Source organism: Streptomyces sp. NPDC087787, assembly GCF_044743035.1.
GTDB lineage: Bacteria > Actinomycetota > Actinomycetes > Streptomycetales > Streptomycetaceae > Streptomyces.
This window is the reverse complement of sequence record NZ_JBIUVQ010000013.1, coordinates 193,810-214,122: the sequence shown is the minus strand read 5'-3', so window position 1 is coordinate 214,122 and position 20,313 is coordinate 193,810. Positions and strand designations below refer to the sequence as shown.

The following is a 20,313-nucleotide window of genomic DNA, read 5'->3' as shown; positions in this document are numbered from 1 at the left end:
CCGGTCGTTGCGGTCCACGTACGGGATCTTGAGGCCGTGAGTAGTCCATGGCAGGCTCATGCCGCATGATCGATGAATTCGCGAAGGACACCCTGCACGGGAGACTGCGGCGGGACCGCAAGGCGCTGCTCTGGAAGCTCGACGGCTTGTCCGAATACGATGCCCGCCGACCATTGACAGCGACCGGGACCAACCTCCTCGGCCTGGTCAAACACGTGGCCAGCGTCGAGGCCAGGTACTTCGGCGAGGTCTTCGACCGCCCTTCCCCGGAACCGCTGCCTCGGTGGCAGGACCATGACGGCAGCGATCTGTGGGCGACTGCGGACGAGACCCGCGATCAGATTATCGAGTCCTACAGGCGCACGTGGGAACACTCAGACGCGACGATCAACGAGCTTCCCCTCGACGCCCCCGGCCACGTGCCGTGGTGGCCGGAGCCTTATACCAACACGAACCTGTTCGCCATCCTGGTCCACGTCCTCGGCGAGACCAACCGGCATGCCGGGCACGCCGACATCCTGCGCGAAGACGTCGATGGCCGAACCGGGATGCGGCCCGAACACGAGATGCAGATCGATGAGGAAGCCCGCGACGCCTACTGCGCGAAGATCGAGCAGGCCGCCAGATCGGCCGCGTCGGTCAAGGCATAGAAGGCTGTGCCACGTGACTTGATGTTCGCGCGGCACGATGCCGACCGTGAGTGCTGGTCTGTCGAAGCGTCTGGTTCCTGATGAGCTCTGGGAGCTGGTCGCCCCGTTACTGCCGACGTTCGCGGCCGACCGCAAGGTGGCGGGACCGCTCCGCGTGACGAGCGGGCCGTGTTCACCGCAGTGGTGTACGTGCTGACCAGCGGCTGTGCCTGGCGTCATCCGCCGCCGACGTTCGGCACGTCCTCCGCCACCGCGCATCGCCGCTTCACGGTATGGACCGGGGTCGGCCTGTGGCGTCGGCTGCACCGGGCGGTGCTGGACGAACTCGGAGCCCGCGGCGAGGCGGACTGGTCCTCGGCGATCGTCGACGCGGCTCCTCCGTTCACGCCAAAAGGGGGGATCTCTGACGGGGCCGAACCCGGTCGATCGCGGCAAGAAGGGCAGCAAGCTGCATGTGCTGTCCGATGCCGAGGGAGTCCCGCTCGCCGTCGCCGTGTCAGGTGCGAACATGCACGACAGTCTCGCCCTCAAACCGCTCATCCTCGGCATCCCCGCGGCCCGGTCCCGCCAGGGTCCACGGCGGCGCCGGCCCGTCAAACTCCGTGCGGACAAGGCGCACTTCTCCGCCGAACACCTCAGCTGGCTGCGCGAGCGTGGGCTCGTCGCGCGCATCGCACGGCCAGGCGTCGAGTCCGGCGAACGACTTGGTCGGCACCGCTGGAAGATCGAGCGGTCGATTGCTTGGCTCTTCGGCTACCGCCGCCTGACCGTCCGATACGAACGAAAGGGCTCGCACTTCCTCGCCTTCCTCGGCCTGGCCGCTGCCCTGACCCACCGCGGCCCCTGGCTGGAGCACACGGACGAGGAACTTCCCATCTTGCACGGCACGTTGATGCGGCTGAAGGTCGAGCGCCTGCCGGGCGACCGCGACCCCAAACCCGTCTGGCTGTGGCCCTCGGCGGCCGACGCCACACCGGTGGACATCGACCGCTGATGGCAGTCGTTCCTGCGCCGCTTCGACCTGGAGCACACCTTCAGGCTGATGAAGCAGACACTCGGATGGGCCGCCCCGAAGATCCGCCACACGGACGCCACTGACCTGCGGACCTGGCTCATCATCGCCGCCCACACCCAGCTCCGACTCGCCCGGCCCCTCGACGGGGATCCCCGTCGGCCCTGGGAACGCCGCACCGAACCCCGTCGCCTCACCCCGGCCCGCGCCCGCCGCGGGTTTCGCAACCTCCGCGCCGCGGCTGCGAGCCCGGCAACCGCACCAAAACCCACCCGACCAGGCCCTGGACGGCCTCCCGGCTCGAAGAACAAGCACCGGGCCAAGCGTCACGACGTCGGCACGCAAGCACAAGGGCACCGTTTTCACCGACGCCCGCGTCAAACTCCAGTTCAGCCTGAGCGATCCCGAGGTTGACCAGAGCGCCCGCCACATCCTGGACGCCCAGCAGTTCCCGGAAGGGACCTTCCGGGTCAGCGGCTGACCCGTTCTGGGTGACGCTGCCTGCTGCGGTACGGGGCGTCGACGCCGATCTCGCACCGTGGCTCGCCACGAACGCCGGGCTCAGGATGCGTCATCGACCTCGGCGACGTTGTCGCCCCCGGCCACTTCGTCCCGTCCCATGCCAAGGAAGCGCCGGATGGCTTCGACCGGCATATCGAGTCCCTCGGACGCAGACTGTTCGTCACCGAAGACCTGCACTGCCTCAGTAACCGCCACGGCCAGTTCGACCTCTGCCTTGCGGACCTTGGCCTCCGCCTTGTCCACGGTGTCGACCACCGCCAGCTGACGGCGCTGCCTCTCCTGAAGTCTCTGTTTGCGGGAAGGGGTTTTGTCAAGGTTCTGCACAGTCATGACCAAGATCATAAACAGTCGGGAGCACGTCCATGAAATCGGCAACTCGCCTGCACTGGGCGGGCGTTCACGGCTCGCCGGCTCAGCACAGGGGCTACGTCAGGCTGTGGCTCAACACAGGTGCCGGTCCGCGGCGTTGTCACGCTGACGGCGGATGCCTGTCGGCCTGCTGCCGGCGCTGACGCTGTTGCTGGCGCTGCATCTCCGCCACACAGCGAGCCCTTAGTGCGTTGTGGCAAAGGGAGTCCCTGTTCGATGAGCAGGGGCTTCTTCGTGTGCGGGGCATGACTGCGGCGGGGTAGGGGCAGGCAGCGGACGGCTTGTTGTGGATCGAGGAGGGTGCGATGCCGTCGGTGCTGGGGTTGATGGAACAGCGTGAGGCGCGGGCGAGGCAGGATCTGGAGTCCTGGACGGAGGTCCTGGAGCAGGCTCAGGCGGAGGTGGATGCCGCACGGGAGCGAGTCGAGCGGGCCCGGGTGGGGCGTGAGGAGCTCGTGTCGGTGCTGGCCGAGGAGAGCCCGGTGAATACGCCGGTTTCCGTGCCGTCTGGTGGTGAGATGGCTGCCGCCGTGGGATCGAGCGGCTCCGGCGCGGGGCATGGCGAGAGGCCGCCGGTGTGGCGGTCGGGCGTGGGCGAGGAGGTGCTCAGCGGCCTGTACCGGGAGGTGTTCGCCGCTGTGGTGGCCGCTTCGGGGCCGGTGAACGGGGTGGAGCTGACGCGGGCGGTGGGCCGGGAAGCGGAGATCAAGAACGAGGTGGAGAAGATCCGTCACCGTGCCTACGTGCTGGAGAAGCGGGGCTGGCTGGTGCGGGCGAAGGACGGACGGTTCATGCCCGCGCCCGGGGCAGTCGGCCGGGGCGTTTCTCCGGCCAGCGCGGAGCGTCTGCGGCCAGGCGCCGGGACAGCCTGATCACGGCGGCCCACCACACCATCTGGGCGTGGTGGTCGAGGCGGCGTTCGTGGTCGCGGTTGAGGCGGCGTGAGCGGGAGAGCCAGCTCAGCGTGCGCTCCACCACCCACCTGCGGGCCAGTACGACAAATCCGCGTTGTCCGTCGGAGCGGCGCACGACCTCGATCCGCACTCCGTGGCGGGCGAATGCCTTCGCCAGCGCCGGGCCCTGGTAGGCACTGTCGACCCACACCAGCTTCAGCAGCCGGCCCGGCTGGTCCATGAACGTCTCCAGCAGCGCGGGGGCGGCCTTGGAGTCGTGCACATCGGCCGTGGTCACGGCCACCTCCAGGAGCAGACCCTCGGTGTCGGTCAGGATGTGACGCTTGCGCCCGTCACGTGACTTGGCGCCGTCGTATCCGCGACTGTCCTCGCCGACGGTCTCGGAGGCGTCCACCGACTGACTGTCGATGATTCCCGCGCTGGGCTCGGCGCTGCGGCCTGAGCGTTCCCTCGCCGTGTGGCGCAGGCGTTCGTGCAGTTCACGCACGTAGTCGCAGGTCCGCCAGCGGCGGAAGAAGTCGTAGACCGCCCGCCAGTACGGGAAGTCGACCGGTATGGCCATCCACTTCACGCCGTTGTCGACCAGGTAGCGCACAGCGTCGAGCATCTCGCGGTGGCAGTACGCCTCCGGACGCCCGCCACGCGTGAGGAGCCAGGCCGGCACCGGTATCGCGGAGCGGACCTCGACCCACTCCGCATCCGTCATGTCACTCGGATAGCACCGCGCCCGCTGTCCCGGAGCAATCGAACCGAACCTGTGCACGTAGCAGTCGCACCCAGGGGTGACCGCAGTGGACGCATCCGCAGAGATACTGCTCAACTGATCAGGCAACGGGCTTCCTTGGTCGTGCTGGTGTCGTAACCGCGTCACTACCAAGGGGCCCGTTCTCTCATGCCCGCGACCGCACCCGAACCTCCGTCCAGATGATCACCCGCTGCCACTCGAACAAGATCCGGTTTGCCACAACGCACTAACCGATGTGCCGGACGTGGGACGGCTACTCAGCCGCACGCTTCCCGGAACACCCCGACTTCCCTCGCCAGAGCACCCTGAGGTACGCCGACGAACCCGATCCCCGCATGCGCCGACTCGCCCTCGAAGACCCCGCCGCCACGGCGGACCTGGTCGAGAGGTTCAGCCGTGACCCCGACCGCGGTGTGCGCCGGCGGGCCCTTCGCGATCCGCGCCTCACGCCGGCCTCCGTGATCCGCCTCCTCGACCACCCCGACTGGGCCATCAGAGAAGCGGCAGCGCGCGATCCACGCCTGACCACGCGCGTGCTGACCAGCCTGCTCCAGGACGCCACCACCGCCATGTCCGCGGCCGCCAACCCGGCCATCCCGGAGCACGTCATGCACCACCTCCTGGACCGACGGCCACCAGTCACGACCTGATCTGGGCAGCGACGACGTCCGCGCTCGGTCCGGCCACGAAGGTCCCCTTTTCGGTGTGCCGTGGTTGTGGGTGCGCGGGGTGCGGATGCCGGGACGACGCGCGCCGGGGCACGGGGCTGCCGCAGTACAGCGTGAGCGCCTGCCCGCCGCCGGGCTGGACGAGCGCCTCGTGCAGCGCGATGCGCACCGGCTTGGCCGCGGTGAATGTCCGAGACTTCCCCGGTCGGCGGGCAGATGTCGGTGGGCATGCACGGGCACCAGCACCGGAGTCTCCGGGGGATGACGCCGCGTCGTGTCCAGTGCCGTCGTCCCGCTGGGTGGCCGCTCGCCCCAGCCCTCGTACCAGAAACCGTTGTGCTCAAACGTCGAGAAGAGCGCCCGCGACCGGCCGTCGGGCAGGGCCTCGGCGACGCGCTCGGCGACGCGTGGCCTTCGCCACAGATTGCCCATTTCGGGACGGATGAATGCGCAAATGTAGTTGTAAAGCCAGTTGCACTCCTCGGACAACCAGCTCCAGGGACTCGAAGAACAGTGACATGGGAGAAGCGTTTGATCACCGCACGTAAACGACGCACCGCACAGGTCGCCACGGCCGGCGTACTCGGCGGCGTACTCGCACTCACGGCCCTCGGCGGTACCAGTAACGCTGCCACCAGCGGCAACGCCGCCGGGGATCACCCGAAGTCGCAGACGCGGGAGGATCAGGCGGCCGCCCAGGATGTTTCCGAAGCCCGAGTGAAGATCACGCCCGCACGAGGGGCCCACCGCGTCGGGATCAGCGACCCCGTCAAGGTCACCGTCAGGGATGGCAAGCTCACCAAGGTCACCATGACCGCCGTCGCGACCGGCGCCGAGATTCCGGGCACCCTGTCCGCGGACGGCACGTCCTGGACGCCGAACGGCCGGCTGGAGCGGGCCACCAAGTATCAGGTCGCCGCAGATGCCGAGGACGCCAAGGGGCGCTCCACCACCGGAAACGCCACGATCACCACGGTCTCCCCGGCCACCGGCTTCTTCGGGCATCTCTCCCCCGAGGACGGCTCGACCGTCGGCGTGGGCATGCCGGTGACGGTCAACTTCGACAAGGCGATCAGCCACAAGGCCGCCGTACAGTCGAAGATCCAGGTCAGCTCCAGCAGCGGCCAGCAAGTCGTCGGTCACTGGTTCAACAACGACCGTCTGGACTTCCGCCCCAGGAACTACTGGAAGCCCGGCTCCACCGTCACCGTCAAGCTCAACCTCCACGGCGTCCAGAAGACGATCACATTCAAGATCGGCCGGAGCCAGATCAGCACCGTGGACGCCAGGACGAAGCAGATGACCGTCGTTCGGGACGGCAAGACGATCAGGACCATCCCGATCTCGTCCGGCAGCCCCGATCACCCGACGTACAACGGTCAGATGGTCATCTCCGAGAAGTTCAAGCAGATCCGCATGAACGGTGCGACCGTCGGCCTCACGAAGAAAAACGGCAAGCCCGCGTACGACATCGCGGACGTACCGCACGCCATGCGCCTGTCGGCCTCGGGCACGTTCATCCACGGCAACTACTGGAGTGCCGACTCGATCTTCGGCAAGGTCAACACCAGTCACGGCTGCGTGGGCCTGAAGGACGTCAAGGGCGGCAACGACGGCGAGCAGCCCGCCGCGTGGTTCTTCGACAACTCGATGATCGGTGACGTCGTGATCGTCAAGAACTCCGATGACACGAGCGTGCTGGCCCCGGACAACGGCCTCAGCGACTGGAACATGCCGTGGAGCCAGTGGGTCGCGGGCAGCGCGACCAGCTGACGCCACCCCGCTCCCCGCGCATCTGGTCTCAGCCGCCGCGCCGCACCCGGGCCGCCTTTCGGGCCTCCGCGAGCTTGCGCGCCTCGCTGCTCTTGCGGGACGGCCTGCCGCCGGAACCGCCCTTCGCGTCCTTGGTGCTGCCCAGGCCGCGGAACGGGGCGTTGTGGTTCTTGGGGCCCGGTACGGCCGGCCCGCCGTCCAAAGGCTTTCCGGAGGGGGCCTTGGCGCCGGTGATCCGGCTCAGCTCCGCCTCGCCGGACCGCACTTTGGTGACCTTGGGGGCGACGTCGGCGTCCGCCATGACCTGGGCCGTCTCGCGGCGCTGTCCCGACAGGACGAGTGTCACGACGATGCCGGAGCGGCCGGCCCGGGCCGTGCGACCCGCGCGGTGCAGATAGTCCTTGGGGTCGGTGGCCGGGTCGACGTTGACCACGAGGTCGAGGTCGTCGACGTGCAGGCCGCGTGCGGCGACGTTCGTCGCCACCAGCGCGGTGACCTGCCCGGTCTTGAACTGGGCCAGGGTCCGGGTGCGCTGCGGCTGGGACTTCCCGCTGTGCAGGGCGGCGGCGGCCACGCCGCTGGCCCGCAGGTGCCGCGTGAGCTGGTCGACGCCGTGCTTGGTGTCCAGGAACAGCAGGACGCGGCCGTCCCGGGCGGCGATCTCCGTGGTCAGGGCGTACCGGTCCGGGCCGTGCACGATGAAGACGTGGTGCTCGATCGCGGAGACCGCGCTGGACGAAGGGTCCACGGAGTGGACGGCGGGGTCCCGCAGGTAGCGCTGCACCAGCTGGTCGACGTCGCGGTCGAGGGTGGCGGAGAACAGCATCCGCTGCCCGTCGGGACGCACCTGGTCCAGGATCTCGGTGACCTGCGGCAGGAACCCCATGTCACACATCTGATCGGCCTCGTCCAGGACCGCGATACGCACCCGTCCCAGTCGGCAGCCCTTGCGCTCGACGAGGTCGTGCAGCCGACCGGGCGTGGCGACGACGATCTCGGCGCCATCCCGCAGCACGGCGGCCTGCCGTCCGATGGACACTCCGCCCACCACGGTCGCGAGCCGCAGCCGCAGCGCCTCGGCGTACGGGGTGAGCTCCTCGCCGACCTGCTGCGCCAGCTCCCTGGTGGGCACCAGAACGAGCGCCAGCGGCTCTTTCGGCTGCGCGCGCTGCCCGGCCGTCCGGGCGAGCATCCCCAGGCCGAAGGCGAGCGTCTTGCCGGATCCTGTGCGGCCCCGGCCCAGGATGTCCCGTCCCGTCAGCGCGTTCGGCAGCGCCGCCGCCTGGATGGGGAAGGGCACAGTCACACCGTGCTCATCGAGCGTCCGCAGAACCTCGGCCGGCAACCCCAGCTGCGCGAAGGACGCCACCGCGGGCACTGCCGAAGAGGCGCCCGCCGCCTCGGACACATCGTCCTGCTGCCGGGCATCGGCACATGCTGATTCGCTCACAGAGAGCCTTCCTCCGAAGGGACCGTACCGAGGAAGGCGCGGCAGGGACGCGGCCACCAGCCGGAGACACCGAACGGAGCACCGACACAGCGACACTGCAAACGCGCAACGTTAGCACGGCGCACGCTGCCCGGGTCTCCCGTGGTCGCGCCGCTCAGCCGAGGGACGACAGCCGGACCTGCCTGTGCGGACGGAGTGACGGCCGTCTGCGCGCAGCAGCCGCATGGCCTCGTCCAGCGCGCGGCGCTGCCCTTCGGACGACGGGAGTCGCGGCACCGGGCGCCGTCGACGACCGCGACGGGGAACATTTCTTCAAGACTGCGCGGCGCGCTTCGGGTCCTTTCGGGCGTCACGAGCGCGGCCGACATCGCCAGGCTCGCCGAGCGTGTCGATGCCGCCGGTGCGCCGTTGCGCGCGGTCGTCAACAACGCGGGCTGGCGGCGAAGCCGGTGGAGACCCTGCCGCTGGAGGACTGGCGGGCGGTGTTCGAGGTGAACGTCTTCGGCGCCGTCGCGCTCACCCAGACCGTCCTGCCGGCCCTGCACCGAAGCCGTGGCCGGGTGGTGAGCATCACCTCGATCGGCGGGAAGGTCGCGATGCCGGCCGCATCGCTGATCGCTTCGAGCGCGAACTTGCTGCCGGAGTACGCCCCGAACCGCTGCGGCAACGTCGGATGCGCGACAAGCAGAGACACGCGAAGATGTTGATCCGCGGCATACGGCGGAACAGGTAGGTCATCGCCCCGCCCGACACGCTGCGCGGCAAGGCACTCGTGAGCCGTCACCGATCTCATCCTCAGCGCGGCCCGCGGCTCCGGCCACCAGTAGACGCACAGGCACGACCTCGCACAGCCGCGGGTTGCGGTTCCAGCCACGACTCCGAAACAACGGGACGTCACTCCGATGCCGCGCCGAAGTCCCCCGTTCGGATGCCATTGCCTGGCCCGTTCGGTCCACCGCGTGAACGCTGGGGTGCCGTAGGCCCCTATCGAGAGCGAGGTCAACATGAGAGTGCCCGCGATACGCGGCTCACTGTTCCGAAGCAGAGCGCTGCACGTGGCGACGGCAGGGTGCGCGGTCACCGCCCTGTCCGCGCTGACCACAGTTCCGATGGCAGCGAACGGCGGTGCGAACGCCGCCAAGCCGACCGTCGTCCTGATCCACGGTGCCTTCGCGGACAGCTCCAGCTGGAACGGGGTGATCGAGCGGCTGCAGCGCCGCGGTTACACCGTGATGGCCCCGGCCAACCCGCTGCGCGGCCTGTACAGCGATTCCGCGTACATCGCCTCCTTCCTGAAGACGATCAAAGGTCCGATCGTACTGGCGGGTCACTCCTACGGCGGTGCCGTCATCAGTACTGCCGCAGCGGGAAACCCCCAGGTGAAATCCCTGATCTACATCAACGCCCTGATGCCCGACGTCGGTGAGAGCGGTATGTCGCTGTCCGCCCGCTTCCCCAGCGCCCTGGGCACCGCCACGATCTCCGTGCCGTACCGGAAGGCCGGCGCCAGCGGCACCGACCTGTACCTCAAGCGGGACAAGGTCCACGCGGTCTTCGCCAACTGTCTGCCGGAGGGCCAGGCGAACCTGCTGGGTGTCACCCAGCGCCCGGCGGCCACGACCGCGTTCTCCGAGACCGCCAAGGTGGCGGCCTGGAAGGAGATTCCGTCCTGGGCCCTGGTGGGACGGCAGGACATGACCGTCAGCCCCCAGCAGGAGCGCTTCGAGGCCAAACGGGCCCACTCGCACACGCAGGAGATCGACTCCTGCCACGTGTCCCTCATCGCCCGCCCTGACGCCGTGGCCAACCTGATCCTCCAGGGCGCCACCGCGGCTGCGGGCGGCTCCTGACATCGACGCGGCCGTCGAGCAGCCGGCCGCCGACGGCTTCGCCGTCACGGACGAGCTGCTCGCCCGGCTCTCCCCGCGCTCCGCGATGATGCCTTGCTGGTGCTCGTATCACTGGTCCGGCTCGTCCGCGGCTGCCGTCACAGGCTCAACAGCAGGTCCCGGACCGCCGCGGGCTGGGACAGGAAGGGGTGGTGGCCGGCGTCGAGCTCGACGACGCCGCCGGCCCGGCGGGCGAACTCGCGCTGCAGCCGCGGCCGGGTGCCCCGGTCTCGAGCGCAGACGAGGTACGTCGACGGCAGCTGCTGCCATGCGGCGGCCCCGACCGTCTGCCAGGTCACCCGCACGCTCTGCCGGGCGAGGTGGTCCGCCGCCTGCGCCTGTACCTCGGCGTCGCAGTCCTGCAGGAACGTGTCCACGAGCAGCTCGGGGCGGACCCCGAACGTGCCGGTGTCCGGGTCGACGTGGAGGAACGGGGCGGGGCTGCCTTCCCCGAACTCCGACAGGCTCTGCCCGGCCTCGGGCAGATAGCTGGAGACCAGGAGCAGGTGACGCACCGACCCGATTCCCGCAGCGGCTTCCGCGGTGACGACACCGCCGTAGCTGTGGGCGACCACGACGGTCGGCTCGTCGCCGGCCTGCAGCACCTGCCGCACCGCGGCAACATCCTCGGGCAGCCCCGGGCCGCCGACGCCGCCGGGCACGCCCGCCTCGCCGCAGCTCGGCAGCGCCGGGGCCACGCTCGGCACTCCCCGCTGCTGGAGCAGTTCGGCGGCGCGGTGCCACCACCACGCCCCGTCCCGCACGCACGCCCCGTGTACGAACACGACTCGCATCGCCACCTCCATGTCGGCCACTCCGGGGAAGAACAGACCTGCGATCACAGGCTCCCACCGGCGTCGGGGATGGTGCCGCACGTCGCGGGGGTGCACGTGCCGCACAGGTTCAGTCCTGCGCGCAGAGCCTCCTACGAGCTGGTCTCGACCGGCCTGCTCACCGGACGGCAGCTGTGGCCGTCCTCCCGTGTGTCCGATGCCGCGGTGACCGGGCCTCCCCGTGCGAGGTGCTGACGGCGTGCCGGGGCGGAAGGGGTTCCGTCCGGCGCGCCGTCCGCGCTGGTGGTTTCGTGCGGGCCGTCAGCAGGCGATGGGGGCGGAGCCGACGGCCACGTCGTCGAACCAGAGTGTGTCGTCGCCCGTCCCGTAGCTCTCCCAGCCCAGGCGCAGGGCGGTGGGCCGGGGCGGGGTGGTGCGGGCAAGCCACTGCTGGTCGACGTCCTGAGTGGGGACGCCGTCCGCGTGCAGGCCCGGGATCTGCTCGTCGCCGAGCCAGGTGTCGAGCTTGGGGGCCGTCGTGTCGATCGCGAAGCGCAGGCACTGCCAGCTCCCCGTCGGCAGCGGCCTGCTCTGTGCCACGCCCGCCGGGCTCTGCGCGGGCAGGGTGGCGTCGTCGGTCTCCCGGTTCCACTGGAGGGCGCCGTTCTGGCCGCCGACGCGCAGGGCCCGGCCGCCCTGGGAGCTGTCGGACAGGGAGACGAAGGTGACATGGGCCGCGGGGAGCGCGGTGGTGTGCCGCACCCACATGCGCACATACATCACCGGTCCCACCGACGACAGGTTCGCGGTGGAGGCGACGAAGGCGTGGTTGCAGTAACCGGCCCTGCCGTCGATCCGCAGGGACCTGCCGCCGCTGTGCGCGACCGAGGTGTCGACGGTCGCGGTTCCGGTGCCCTGGCAGTCCGGCGCGGTGAACTGCCAGGCACCCGAGGGAGTGGTTCCGGTCTGGTCCTCGAAGCCCGAGCAGACCACTGCGGTGCCGCAGCCGGTGGAGGGCGGCGGAGTCGTGGGCGGCGTCGTCGTGGGTGGCGGGGTGGTCGGCGGCGGTGTGGTCGGCGGCGGGGTGGTGCCGGTCTTGCCGCAGACCACCCCGTTGAGGGCGAAGTCGGTCGGGGCGGGGTTGGCCGAGTTCCAGGTGCCCTGGACACCGAACTCGGCGGAGCCGCCGGTGGCCAGCGAGCCGTTCCAGTCCGCGTTGACGGCGACGACGGAGGCGCCGGTCTGGGTGACGGTCGCGTTCCATGCCGATGTCACCCGCTGACCGTCGGCCTGGGTCCAGGTCAGGCGCCAGCCGTTGACCGCCGGGCCGAGATTGGTGACCTTGACCTGGGCCGTGTAGCCGCCGGCCCACTGGTTCACGGTGTAGTCGACCCGGCAGCCGGCCTCCGCGGCGCTGGTGGGTGTCGCGATGAATCCGGACACCAGCAGAGCGGCGGCGGCCCCGGCAGCCGCGAGGGCCGCGGCCAAGGGCCGGCGCAGTAATCGCAAGGGGAAGGTGCGCACGTATGCCTCCGAGGGAAGGATGTGCGAGATATGGGAGCGCTCCCACTCATGACAGCGACCAGGGCCGCACCCTGTCAATGCGCGGGACGGCCAAGCCGGCCGCCACGCACCGCCACCCTGTGAAGCTGATCACCGCCGACCCGGTTTTGATTGAAGCTTGAACTTTTAAGGCATAGTGTCGGTGCCGCAAGTCGATCCCCCGGGATCCACCACCCATTGTGAGGAAGTCCCCCCATGTCGCTCGCTCTTGACCCCGCCGCCCAGGACCTGCTCTTCCGTGAGGCACGCACCGCGAACACCTTCACCGACGAACCGGTGTCCGAGGAGCAGGTCCAGGCGATCTACGACCTGGTCAAGTACGGCCCGACGTCCATGAACCAGTCGCCGCTGCGCATCACCCTGGTCCGCTCCACCGAGGCCCGTGAGCGTCTCGTCCAGCACATGGCGGAGGGCAACCAGGCGAAGACCGCCACCGCCCCCCTGGTCGCGATCCTCTCCGCGGACAACGAGTTCCACGAGGAACTGCCCCACCTCTTCCCGCACTTCCCCCAGGCCAAGGACGCCTTCTTCGGCGACCGTGGGGTGCGGGAGAGCCAGGCTTCCCTCAACGCCGCCCTCCAGGCCGCGTACTTCATCATCGGCGTCCGGGCCGCGGGCCTCGCCGCCGGTCCGATGACCGGCCTGGACTTCGAGGGCGTCCGCAAGGAGTTCCTGGACGACGACCACACCCCGCTGATGGTCGTCAACATCGGCAAGCCGGGCGAGGACGCCTGGTACCCGCGCTCCCCGCGTCTGGAGTTCGACCAGGTCGTCACCACGGTCTGAGCCGGCTCGGCGGCGGGATCCGGACATCGCGGCGCGGAAGTCCGCGCCGGGAACGGGACCTCGCCATCGGCACGTGCCGATACCTTCAGCCGGTGCCGGCCCGGACCTGTGGTCCGGGCCGGCACCGGCGACCACGGCCGCTCCACGCCAGACTCCCGCGGTGCGTCCAGTCGCCCCGGCCGTGGCGGCCACCTGCCAGTTCCGCTGAGGTGAGCCGCCCCTGGGCAGTAGAAGTAGTCGAATGCTGCCGGCGCGCCGGTGATCCTGGTTCCGAGCCGTACGTCGATGTCCCGTCAGGGAACGCGGGCCACGGCCGCGTAGATGCCGCTCTCCTCCGACGGGGGAGGTTCCTGGCCGGCGCCGTACCACTCGGTGGCGGTGACCAGGCCGGGCGGCGCCAGTTCCAGTCCGTCGAAGAAGCGGGCCACCTCCGCCCGGGTACGGAAGCTGAGGCGGATGCCGCCCTTGGCGTACTGGGCGATCACCTGCTCCGCCAGTTCGGGGAAGAGGTCGATCGCGGCGTGCGAGAGGACCAGGTGGCTGCCGGACGGAAGGGCTTCGACCAGGCCCCTGACGATGCCGTGGGCGTTCTGGTCGTCGCGGATGAAGTGCATCAGGGCGATCAGCGACAGGGCCATCGGCCGGTCGAAGTCCAGCACTTGCCGGGCGTGCCGCACTATCTGGTCCGGCTCGCGCACATCGGCCTGTATGTAGTCCGTGACGCCCTCGGGGCAGCTCACCAGCAGGGCCTCGGCGTGCCGCAGCACGATCGGGTCGTTGTCGGCGTAGACGATCCGGGCGGTGGGCACCGCGCGTTGCACGATCTGGTGGAGGTTCGGCTCGGTCGGGATGCCGGTGCCGATGTCCAGGAACTGGTCGACGCCCTGGGCGGCGAGGTGGGCCGCCGCCCGGTGCATGAACGCGCGGTTCTGCCGCGCCGCGTCCCGTGCTTCGGGCGGCAGCGTCTCGCCGACCGCCTCGTCGACCGGGTAGTTGTCCTTACCGCCGAGCAGCCAGTCGTAGACCCGCGCGGGGTGAGCCCGGCCGGTGTCGATGCGATGAGGCCGCGAATGGTCCGTCGTCATGGCAGACTCCGTCGTCCGGGAGGTGAGGCTCCGCCGCCTTTTGATCATCGTACGCGGTCGTGTTCCGGGTCATGTGCCGAACCGGACAGCGACGAAGTGCCCTTCCGTAGCCCCGAACACGCCTTGCACTTAAAGCAGTTGACTCACCGTCCTTGCAGGCCGGCCTCACCCGGCGTGATGCTTGAGCCCTCTCATGGCAGGGGCTCCGGCGGTTCGGTTCCGGGCCGGGTGTGCCGGTGACCCGTGTTTCCGCCACCATGTCCCGCTCCCCGGCCTTACTCTGGTCGGCACCATCAGGGAACCGCGCCGGCTGTCTGGAGGTAACGGGGTGAACGGGCGCAGTCCGGAACGGGTCCGCAACGAGTTGGTCGTCTCCATCGTGGACGTGTTGCAGGGTTCGGCCACGGTGAACCAGGCGAGCAGCCGTGAGATCTGGCGGGAGATGCTCGCTGCCGAGCTGGCCTCCCCCGTGGAGCCGTTCGGCGGGGACCGGCTGCGGCCCTGGCTGCTGCAGATCGTCATGGCGTGCACCGAGGTCGGCGACGGCCTCGCCTGCCTGGTGCGGTCGCTGGAGTACGTGGAACAGCAGTCGACGACGATCGCCACTCTGTGGCCGCTGGTGGACGAGTGGGAGGCCGTCGACTTCTTCAACCACGCCGATCTGCGTCTGTTACGGCCCGTCCTGCTGTCGCTGAGCTCCCCGGACCTCGCCACCATGGCGCGTCGCGCGAGCCGGTCCCGCGTGCAGGAACTGCCCTCCTGGTGCCGGACGGGGTGGCAGGTCTTCCTGCGGCTGGCGGGAGAGAACTCCCCGAACGGTGAACTCCCGCCCAGCATGGCCTTCCTCGCGCTCTGTGCCGACCGGCTGGTGGCGGACAGCCGGGCCGACGCCGCCGAGGTGCTGCGCCGCTTCACTCGCAGCCAGGCCCACACCCTGCGGCTGGACGGCGCCCTGGCGGACTGGCAGCACTCGGAGTTCCCGCAGGCCGCGCCCTCGCTCGTCCCCGCCTATCTGATGATCCAGTTCGAGCCGGACCGGATCGAGGCGGACCGCTTCTACCTGTCCCACTGGCGTCAGTCCGACCCGGAGGGCTGGCACCCCGTACCCGGCGAGCCCGTCCACCTGCGCCGGGAGGAACTCCCCGGCGCTGTGGAGAAGCTGGTGGAGGAGGTCGAGGAGAGATGGGCCGACCTGCGGCAGCCGGTCCTCCTGGAGTTCATCCTGCCGTGGGAACTGCTGAACGAGCCCGTCGAGTGGTGGTCGAAGGAGTCCCACTCCGACTCCCCCACACCCCTGGCGCTGGACTACCCGGTGGTGGTGCGCAGCCTCGAGCGCTTGCAGCGGACCGCGTGGCACCGGACCTGGCACAACAAGTGGCGGCAGCTTCGGGAGCGCCCCGCTGACAGCCATCCGCACTGGAGCCGTCCGGGGCAGGACTCGACCTACTTCTTCCACCTGGAGCGTGAGTTGAAGGAGGACCGGCACGCGGTCTGCCTGGTGCTCAGCGAGCCGCCCGGCGACGACTCGGGTACCGGCCGGCGGGAGGTCCTGGCCGGGTTGCGGGCCGGCGTGCCCGCGATGGTCTGGCACCGCAGCGACTGCTCGGATCCGTCGTTCCAGGACGCCATCGGCGAAATACTGCAGGACCGGGGGCTCGGCAGCCTTGCGGAACGCATCGGAAAGTGGCGCAAAGAGGCCCTGGCGCTCGGACCCGAGGTCTGGGACCAGCATGTGGGCCGCCACCTGGCCATTCTGCTCGACGACCCCGAGCGCAAGCCGGGGCCGGCCGGGCCGGCGTAGCGGCCGTGCCCCCGCGGGCCGAGGCACAGGCCGAGGTGATCCGGCGGCGATCACCGGCGCGGGACCGTATTGCGACGGTCTTGCGCAGGGGGTTGACGGGGTGCCACGCTGGTGGTCGGGACGCCCCCTGCGGGCGTCCCGCGTACCGCACACCACCGGGGGCGCGTTCCCGAAAACCGGCTTGCGATCCCTCCCGTCATCCCCCTGGTGGACACCCGTCTTGCACCACGCGCAGACGACTGCCAGGCTTGGCAACGTGGCTGTCACGCATGCCCGCGGACTGCGGGACTCCTCTGCCGTCCTTCCTCCGTGCTCGGGCAGCGCTGGACGCTCCGAGGGCGCTTATGCAGCATGACGACGGCCCACGACCTGTAGCGGCACCCGCGTCTGACGAGGCGTCGTTCGAGGGCGTGCTGCACGCCCTGAGCCGGCTGGAGGCGCCGGACCCGGCCGACCGCCCCGCCGTCCTGCTCGTCGTCGACGACCACGTGAGCATGCGCGTCTGGGAGGAGACGATCGGCCGGCTGGCCGACGGGCTCGCCCGTCAGGAGCGGCTGGGTGGGATCACCACCGCGCGGCTGCTGAGTTCGGACGACACCGAGCCGGCCCGGATCCGGCTGGACCACCTGCCTCCCGGCACCACCCGGCACCGGGTGGTGCTGGTGCTGACCGACGGCCTCGCCGCGGGGTGGCGGGCGGGCGCGGTGCTGCCGCTGCTGCGGGAACTCGGCCGGTCCGAACCGCTCGCCGTCCTGCATCTGCTGCCGCAGCGGCTGTGGTTCCGCACGGGCCTGGACGTGCACCGCATGCGCCTGAGCGCCACACATCCCTGGGCGCCGAACGACTCCTTGCGGTGGGAGCTGCGCACCTCCCCCCTCGAACCCGTCGAAGACGCCGGCGCCCGGGCCGGCGTGGTTCCGGTGCCCGTCCTGGAAGCGACCGAGCGATCCCTGTCCTGCTGGGTAGACCTGGTGGCCGGACGCGGGTCCGGGGCAACGGAGATGTCCGGCGTCCGGGCCCGTGACTGGAAGCGGCGGCCGGACGCCGCGCGGGCGTTGCCCTGGCTCCACGGCGTCCCCGATCCCGACAGCGCCGTCCCCGCCCGGGAGCGCGTCTCGGACTTCCGCGCCGCCGCCTCGCCCACCGCCTTCGCGCTCGCCACCCGGCTGGCGGCGGCGCCGCTGACGCTGCCGGTGATGGCGGCGTTGACCGCGTCCGTGCCGGGCGCCGGGCCCGCGCATCTCACCGAGCTGCTGATGAGCGGACTCGTGCGGCCGGCGAGCGGGGACGCCGAGCGCGCCGCCGACGTGGCCTTCTCGTTCGGTCCGGACAATCGCCAGGAGTTATTGGCGCTGTCCCGTCGCCGTGACACCGTCCGGGTGCTGCACGACGTGCGGGCGCTGATCGCACCGGAGGGCACCGAGCCGGTCCGGCCGGGCGACGGCGACCCGCCCGAAGCGGGCGTTGTCCCGCGGGTGACCCCGCACAACGTCGCCTTCCTGCGCGTCGAACTGGCCGCGTTGCGCGCCCTGTCCGGACGCTTCCTGCCACAAGCCGAGCGGCTCGCCCGCGCGCTGCGCGAGTACGACCGCGAGAACACCGTGAGCCTGCGCAAAGGCGCGGGCCCCCGCCCCGGGCGCACCGTCCCTCGCGCGCAAGACACAACTGCAGAAGGAGCCACGGCCATGTCCACCACGCAGCAGGAACCCGCGGTGGAGAGCGGGCGTTCGACGCAGCCGCGCGTCTGGGGCAACATTCCCCCGCGCAACCCGTACTTCACCGGCCGCGTGGATCTTCTGGAGCGGTTGAGCGAACGCCTGCGGGAGGGTTCCACGACGACCGTGCTGCCGGAGGCCATCCACGGCATGGGCGGCGTCGGCAAGACCCAGCTGGCCATCGAGTACGCCTACCGGCACCAGTCCGAGTACGACATCGTCTGGTGGATCCCCGCCGAGCGCCCCGGCCAGATCGGCCAGGCCCTCGTCGAACTCGCCCAGCGGCTCGGCATCGTCACCACTTCCGAGGCCAACATCGCCGGACCCGCCGTACGCGAGGCGCTGCGCGAGGGGCGCCCCTACTCCCGCTGGCTGCTGATCTTCGACAACGCCGACAGTCCCGAGCGGGTCCGCGACTACTTCCCGACCGGGGGCAGCGGCACCATCCTCATCACCTCACGCAACCGCCGCTGGAGCGTGGTCGGCCCCTCCCTCGAAGTCGACGTCTTCACCCGGGAGGAGAGCAAGGAGCTGCTGCGCCGCTCCGGTCCCGACGATCTCGACGACGCCGACGCGGACCTCCTCGCCGACGCCCTCGGCGACCTCCCGCTCGCCCTGGAACAGGCCGCCGCCTGGCGGGCGGAGACCGGGATGCCGGTGTCGGAGTACCTGCGGCTGTTCGAGCACAAGCGCAGCGAGCTCCTCGAGGTGTCTCCGCCGCCGGACTACCAACTGCCGGTCGCCGCCGCGTGGAACGTCTCCCTCGACCACCTGGAGACCCGCAGCCTCACCGCCCTGCGCCTGCTCCAGCTCTGCTCCTACTTCGCCCCGGACCCCATCTCCCGATCCATCTTCTCGGGCCTCGGCGGGTCCACGATCGACCCCGAGCTGGACAGGGCCCTCAACGACCCGATGCGGCTGGCCCGCGCCATCCGGGAGATCAACCGCTACTCCCTCGCCCGCATCGACCACCGGACCAACTCGATCGAGATGCACCGCCTCGTGCAGGCCGTCCTCATCAACCGGATGTCCCCCGGGGAACAGAAGCGCATGCGCGACGGCGCCCACACCCTGCTTGCCGCCGCCGACCCCAAGGGCCCCAACCGTTCGGCCAACTGGCCTCGCTACGCCGAGTTGTACGGCCATGTCATCGCCTCCGGCGCGGTCGAGTCCGACCAGCCGTGGGTCCGCCAGCTCGTGCGGAGCATCGCCAGGTACCTCTGGTTCTGGGGAGACCACAAGGTCGCCCTCGAGTTCACCGAGCACGTCTGGGAGACCTGGCAGCAGCTGTTCGGCGAGGAGGACCAGCAGACCCTCCTGGTGGGGTGGTGGCTCGGCTTCCTCCACCTGAAGGCGGGCCGGTACGACGACGCGTCCCGGATCGCCGCCCAGCTCAAGGACGTCTACGCCCGCACGGCGCCCCCGGACCGCGAGGACACCCGGGAGGACGCGTTGGAGACGATGAACCTGGAGGCGGCGGTACGCCGCGTCCAGGGAGACTTCGCCACCGGCACCCAACTGGACCAGACGGCCTACGACCGGGCCCGCCGCGCCTTCGGCGAGGACGACCCCGTCACGCTGACCACCGCCCACAACCTGGGGGTGAGCCTCCGGCTCGTCGGCGAGTTCCAGCGCGCGCTGGAACTGGACCGGCGCACACACGCGCTGATGACCCGGCTGTTCGGCCGTGATCACCAGCAGTCGCTGATGACCGAGGCGAGCATCGCCATCGACGTCCGTGAGACCGGTGACTACGTCGGCGCGCGGTCCCTTCAGCAGGCGGTCGTCGACAGCTACCGGACCCTCTTCGGGCCCCGCAACCCCACGACCCTCCAGAGTCTCCGGCAGCTCGGCGAGTCCTGCCGCAAGGAGGGCGACCACGCCACCGCGCTGGAGCTGGCGCGCGAGGCGTACACGCAGTTCACCCGTCGCTACGGCGACACCCACCCGGAGTCCCTGACGGCCGCGCTCACCCTGGCGGTGGCGTTGCGGCACAACGGCGAGCTGGAGGCGGCCCGTGACCGTGGAGAGCGGGCGTGCGAGCGGTTCCGCCGGCTCTTCAGGAGCGACCATCCGCACGTTCTGGCGGCCGACATCGACCTGGCGGTGACCTACCGGCTGCTGGGCCGGGTCGAGGAGGCCAGGGAGCAGGACGAGCAGGCGCTCCGGTCGCTGACCGAGCACCTGGGAGAGAGCCATCCGATCACGCTGGCCTGCGCCATCAACCTGGCGAGCGATCTGAGCGCGCTGGGGCGGACGGAAGACGCCCGCGAACTCGGCCAGAAGACGGCGGCATTGTGCACGGCGAAGCTGGGCGAGGACCACCCCACCACGCTCGTGTGCCGGGCCAACCTCGCCCTGGACCTCATCGCCCTCGGCCGGGAGGCGGAGGGCGAGGCACTGCACACGGAGGTCGTGAGCCGTATGGAGCGCGTCCTGGACGAACCCCGTCAGGCCGGTCCCCACCCTGCGACGCTCCACGTACGGTCCCGGGAGCGGGCCAACTGCGACATCGATCCGATGCCGCTGTGAGGTGACGGGCCCGCGGGCCGAAGTGCCGCCGTTCCCGCCGGGAGGGGCGGCACTGGCGCGACCGGT

General features: G+C 70.4%; 16 protein-coding genes and 2 pseudogenes. 11 read left to right on the top strand and 7 right to left on the bottom strand.

Features of this window, described 5'->3' with window-relative positions; all coding sequences use genetic code 11:
• Positions 1–65: 65 nt before the first annotated feature.
• From ACIOWN_RS21920 to ACIOWN_RS21910, 3 genes and pseudogenes are all read left to right on the top strand, one after another.
• Entirely contained in the window at positions 66–650 is a 585-nt protein-coding gene (locus tag ACIOWN_RS21920) for a DinB family protein (RefSeq protein ID WP_401983149.1), read from the top strand.
• A 168-nt stretch (positions 651–818) separates the two neighbouring features.
• Positions 819–896 (top strand): annotated as a pseudogene (locus tag ACIOWN_RS21915) (hypothetical protein); the annotation flags it as partial.
• Positions 868–2,076, top strand: a pseudogene (locus ACIOWN_RS21910) (transposase). The pseudogenes ACIOWN_RS21915 and ACIOWN_RS21910, both read left to right, overlap by 29 nt.
• Before the next feature lie 147 nt (positions 2,077–2,223).
• On the opposite strand, the gene ACIOWN_RS21905 reads toward ACIOWN_RS21910, so the two are convergent.
• On the bottom strand, positions 2,224–2,514 hold the full coding sequence (locus tag ACIOWN_RS21905) for a hypothetical protein (protein ID WP_362356679.1): 291 nt from the start codon (positions 2,512–2,514) through the stop codon (positions 2,224–2,226).
• Positions 2,515–2,858: 344 nt separating this feature from the next.
• On the opposite strand from ACIOWN_RS21905, the gene ACIOWN_RS21900 reads away from it, so the two are divergent.
• The gene (locus ACIOWN_RS21900) at positions 2,859–3,425 is read left to right on the top strand and encodes a hypothetical protein (protein WP_401783809.1); all 567 of its coding nucleotides are present in this window, start codon (positions 2,859–2,861) and stop codon (positions 3,423–3,425) included.
• Here ACIOWN_RS21900 and ACIOWN_RS21895 read toward each other — a convergent pair.
• Entirely contained in the window at positions 3,343–4,173 is an 831-nt protein-coding gene (locus ACIOWN_RS21895; protein ID WP_401983148.1) for an IS5 family transposase, read from the bottom strand. The two genes, ACIOWN_RS21900 and ACIOWN_RS21895, sit on opposite strands and share 83 nt — an antisense overlap.
• A 374-nt stretch (positions 4,174–4,547) precedes the next feature.
• On the opposite strand from ACIOWN_RS21895, the gene ACIOWN_RS21890 reads away from it, so the two are divergent.
• Positions 4,548–4,862, top strand: coding sequence for a hypothetical protein (locus ACIOWN_RS21890; protein ID WP_362356678.1), 315 nt, complete (start codon positions 4,548–4,550; stop codon positions 4,860–4,862).
• Here ACIOWN_RS21890 and ACIOWN_RS21885 read toward each other — a convergent pair.
• Positions 4,852–5,049, bottom strand: coding sequence for a hypothetical protein (locus ACIOWN_RS21885; RefSeq protein ID WP_362356677.1), 198 nt, complete (start codon positions 5,047–5,049; stop codon positions 4,852–4,854). The genes ACIOWN_RS21890 and ACIOWN_RS21885 overlap by 11 nt on opposite strands.
• Before the next feature lie 362 nt (positions 5,050–5,411).
• Between ACIOWN_RS21885 and ACIOWN_RS21880 the strand changes: the two genes are divergently transcribed.
• Positions 5,412–6,653, top strand: a complete 1,242-nt coding sequence (locus ACIOWN_RS21880; protein WP_362356676.1) for an Ig-like domain-containing protein — start codon at positions 5,412–5,414, stop codon at positions 6,651–6,653.
• A gap of 28 nt (positions 6,654–6,681) precedes the next feature.
• Here the strand turns inward: ACIOWN_RS21880 and ACIOWN_RS21875 are convergent, their stop codons facing one another.
• Positions 6,682–8,103, bottom strand: a complete 1,422-nt coding sequence (locus tag ACIOWN_RS21875; RefSeq protein WP_401983147.1) for a DEAD/DEAH box helicase — start codon at positions 8,101–8,103, stop codon at positions 6,682–6,684.
• Here ACIOWN_RS21875 and ACIOWN_RS21870 point away from each other — a divergent pair.
• Positions 8,088–8,810, top strand: coding sequence for an SDR family NAD(P)-dependent oxidoreductase (locus ACIOWN_RS21870; protein WP_362356674.1), 723 nt, complete (start codon positions 8,088–8,090; stop codon positions 8,808–8,810). The two genes, ACIOWN_RS21875 and ACIOWN_RS21870, sit on opposite strands and share 16 nt — an antisense overlap.
• Before the next feature lie 348 nt (positions 8,811–9,158).
• Positions 9,159–9,953: an alpha/beta hydrolase gene (locus ACIOWN_RS21865; RefSeq protein WP_362356672.1), complete on the top strand. Its 795-nt coding sequence runs from the start codon at positions 9,159–9,161 to the stop codon at positions 9,951–9,953.
• 137 nt (positions 9,954–10,090) lie between these two features.
• On the opposite strand, the gene ACIOWN_RS21860 is transcribed toward ACIOWN_RS21865, so the two are convergent.
• Complete coding sequence (locus ACIOWN_RS21860) at positions 10,091–10,786, bottom strand: alpha/beta fold hydrolase (protein ID WP_401983163.1); 696 nt, start codon at positions 10,784–10,786, stop codon at positions 10,091–10,093.
• Between the two features lie 300 nt (positions 10,787–11,086).
• On the bottom strand, positions 11,087–12,289 hold the full coding sequence (locus ACIOWN_RS21855) for a cellulose-binding domain-containing protein (RefSeq protein ID WP_401983146.1): 1,203 nt from the start codon (positions 12,287–12,289) through the stop codon (positions 11,087–11,089).
• Between the two features lie 234 nt (positions 12,290–12,523).
• On the opposite strand from ACIOWN_RS21855, the gene ACIOWN_RS21850 reads away from it, so the two are divergent.
• On the top strand, positions 12,524–13,114 hold the full coding sequence (locus tag ACIOWN_RS21850) for a malonic semialdehyde reductase (protein ID WP_362356668.1): 591 nt from the start codon (positions 12,524–12,526) through the stop codon (positions 13,112–13,114).
• Between the two features lie 293 nt (positions 13,115–13,407).
• Here ACIOWN_RS21850 and ACIOWN_RS21845 read toward each other — a convergent pair whose 3' ends face one another.
• Positions 13,408–14,199 carry an SAM-dependent methyltransferase gene (locus tag ACIOWN_RS21845; protein WP_362356666.1) on the bottom strand — a complete coding sequence of 264 codons (792 nt, stop codon included), beginning with the start codon at positions 14,197–14,199 and terminating at the stop codon, positions 13,408–13,410.
• Positions 14,200–14,527: 328 nt separating this feature from the next.
• On the opposite strand from ACIOWN_RS21845, the gene ACIOWN_RS21840 reads away from it, so the two are divergent.
• Together ACIOWN_RS21840 and fxsT are read left to right on the top strand one after the other, a co-directional pair.
• The gene (locus ACIOWN_RS21840) at positions 14,528–16,000 is read left to right on the top strand and encodes an effector-associated domain 2-containing protein (RefSeq protein ID WP_362356664.1); all 1,473 of its coding nucleotides are present in this window, start codon (positions 14,528–14,530) and stop codon (positions 15,998–16,000) included.
• Between the two features lie 410 nt (positions 16,001–16,410).
• A complete protein-coding gene (gene fxsT, locus ACIOWN_RS21835) occupies positions 16,411–20,247 on the top strand; it encodes an FxSxx-COOH system tetratricopeptide repeat protein (protein WP_401983145.1) in 3,837 nt (1,278 codons plus the stop codon).
• Positions 20,248–20,313 lie beyond the last annotated feature (66 nt).

Excerpts from the sequence above, each read along its gene's own strand:
- ACIOWN_RS21905 (WP_362356679.1), bottom strand. The coding sequence starts at position 2,514 with ATGACTGTGCAGAACCTTGACAAAACCCCTTCCCGCAAACAGAGACTT.
- ACIOWN_RS21850 (WP_362356668.1), top strand. The coding sequence starts at position 12,524 with ATGTCGCTCGCTCTTGACCCCGCCGCCCAGGACCTGCTCTTCCGTGAG.
- ACIOWN_RS21920 (WP_401983149.1), top strand. The coding sequence starts at position 66 with ATGATCGATGAATTCGCGAAGGACACCCTGCACGGGAGACTGCGGCGG.
- ACIOWN_RS21890 (WP_362356678.1), top strand. The coding sequence starts at position 4,548 with ATGCGCCGACTCGCCCTCGAAGACCCCGCCGCCACGGCGGACCTGGTC.
- ACIOWN_RS21845 (WP_362356666.1), bottom strand. The coding sequence starts at position 14,199 with ATGACGACGGACCATTCGCGGCCTCATCGCATCGACACCGGCCGGGCT.
- ACIOWN_RS21860 (WP_401983163.1), bottom strand. The coding sequence starts at position 10,786 with ATGCGAGTCGTGTTCGTACACGGGGCGTGCGTGCGGGACGGGGCGTGG.
- ACIOWN_RS21870 (WP_362356674.1), top strand. The coding sequence starts at position 8,088 with ATGCTGATTCGCTCACAGAGAGCCTTCCTCCGAAGGGACCGTACCGAG.
- ACIOWN_RS21900 (WP_401783809.1), top strand. The coding sequence starts at position 2,859 with ATGCCGTCGGTGCTGGGGTTGATGGAACAGCGTGAGGCGCGGGCGAGG.
- ACIOWN_RS21895 (WP_401983148.1), bottom strand. The coding sequence starts at position 4,173 with ATGACGGATGCGGAGTGGGTCGAGGTCCGCTCCGCGATACCGGTGCCG.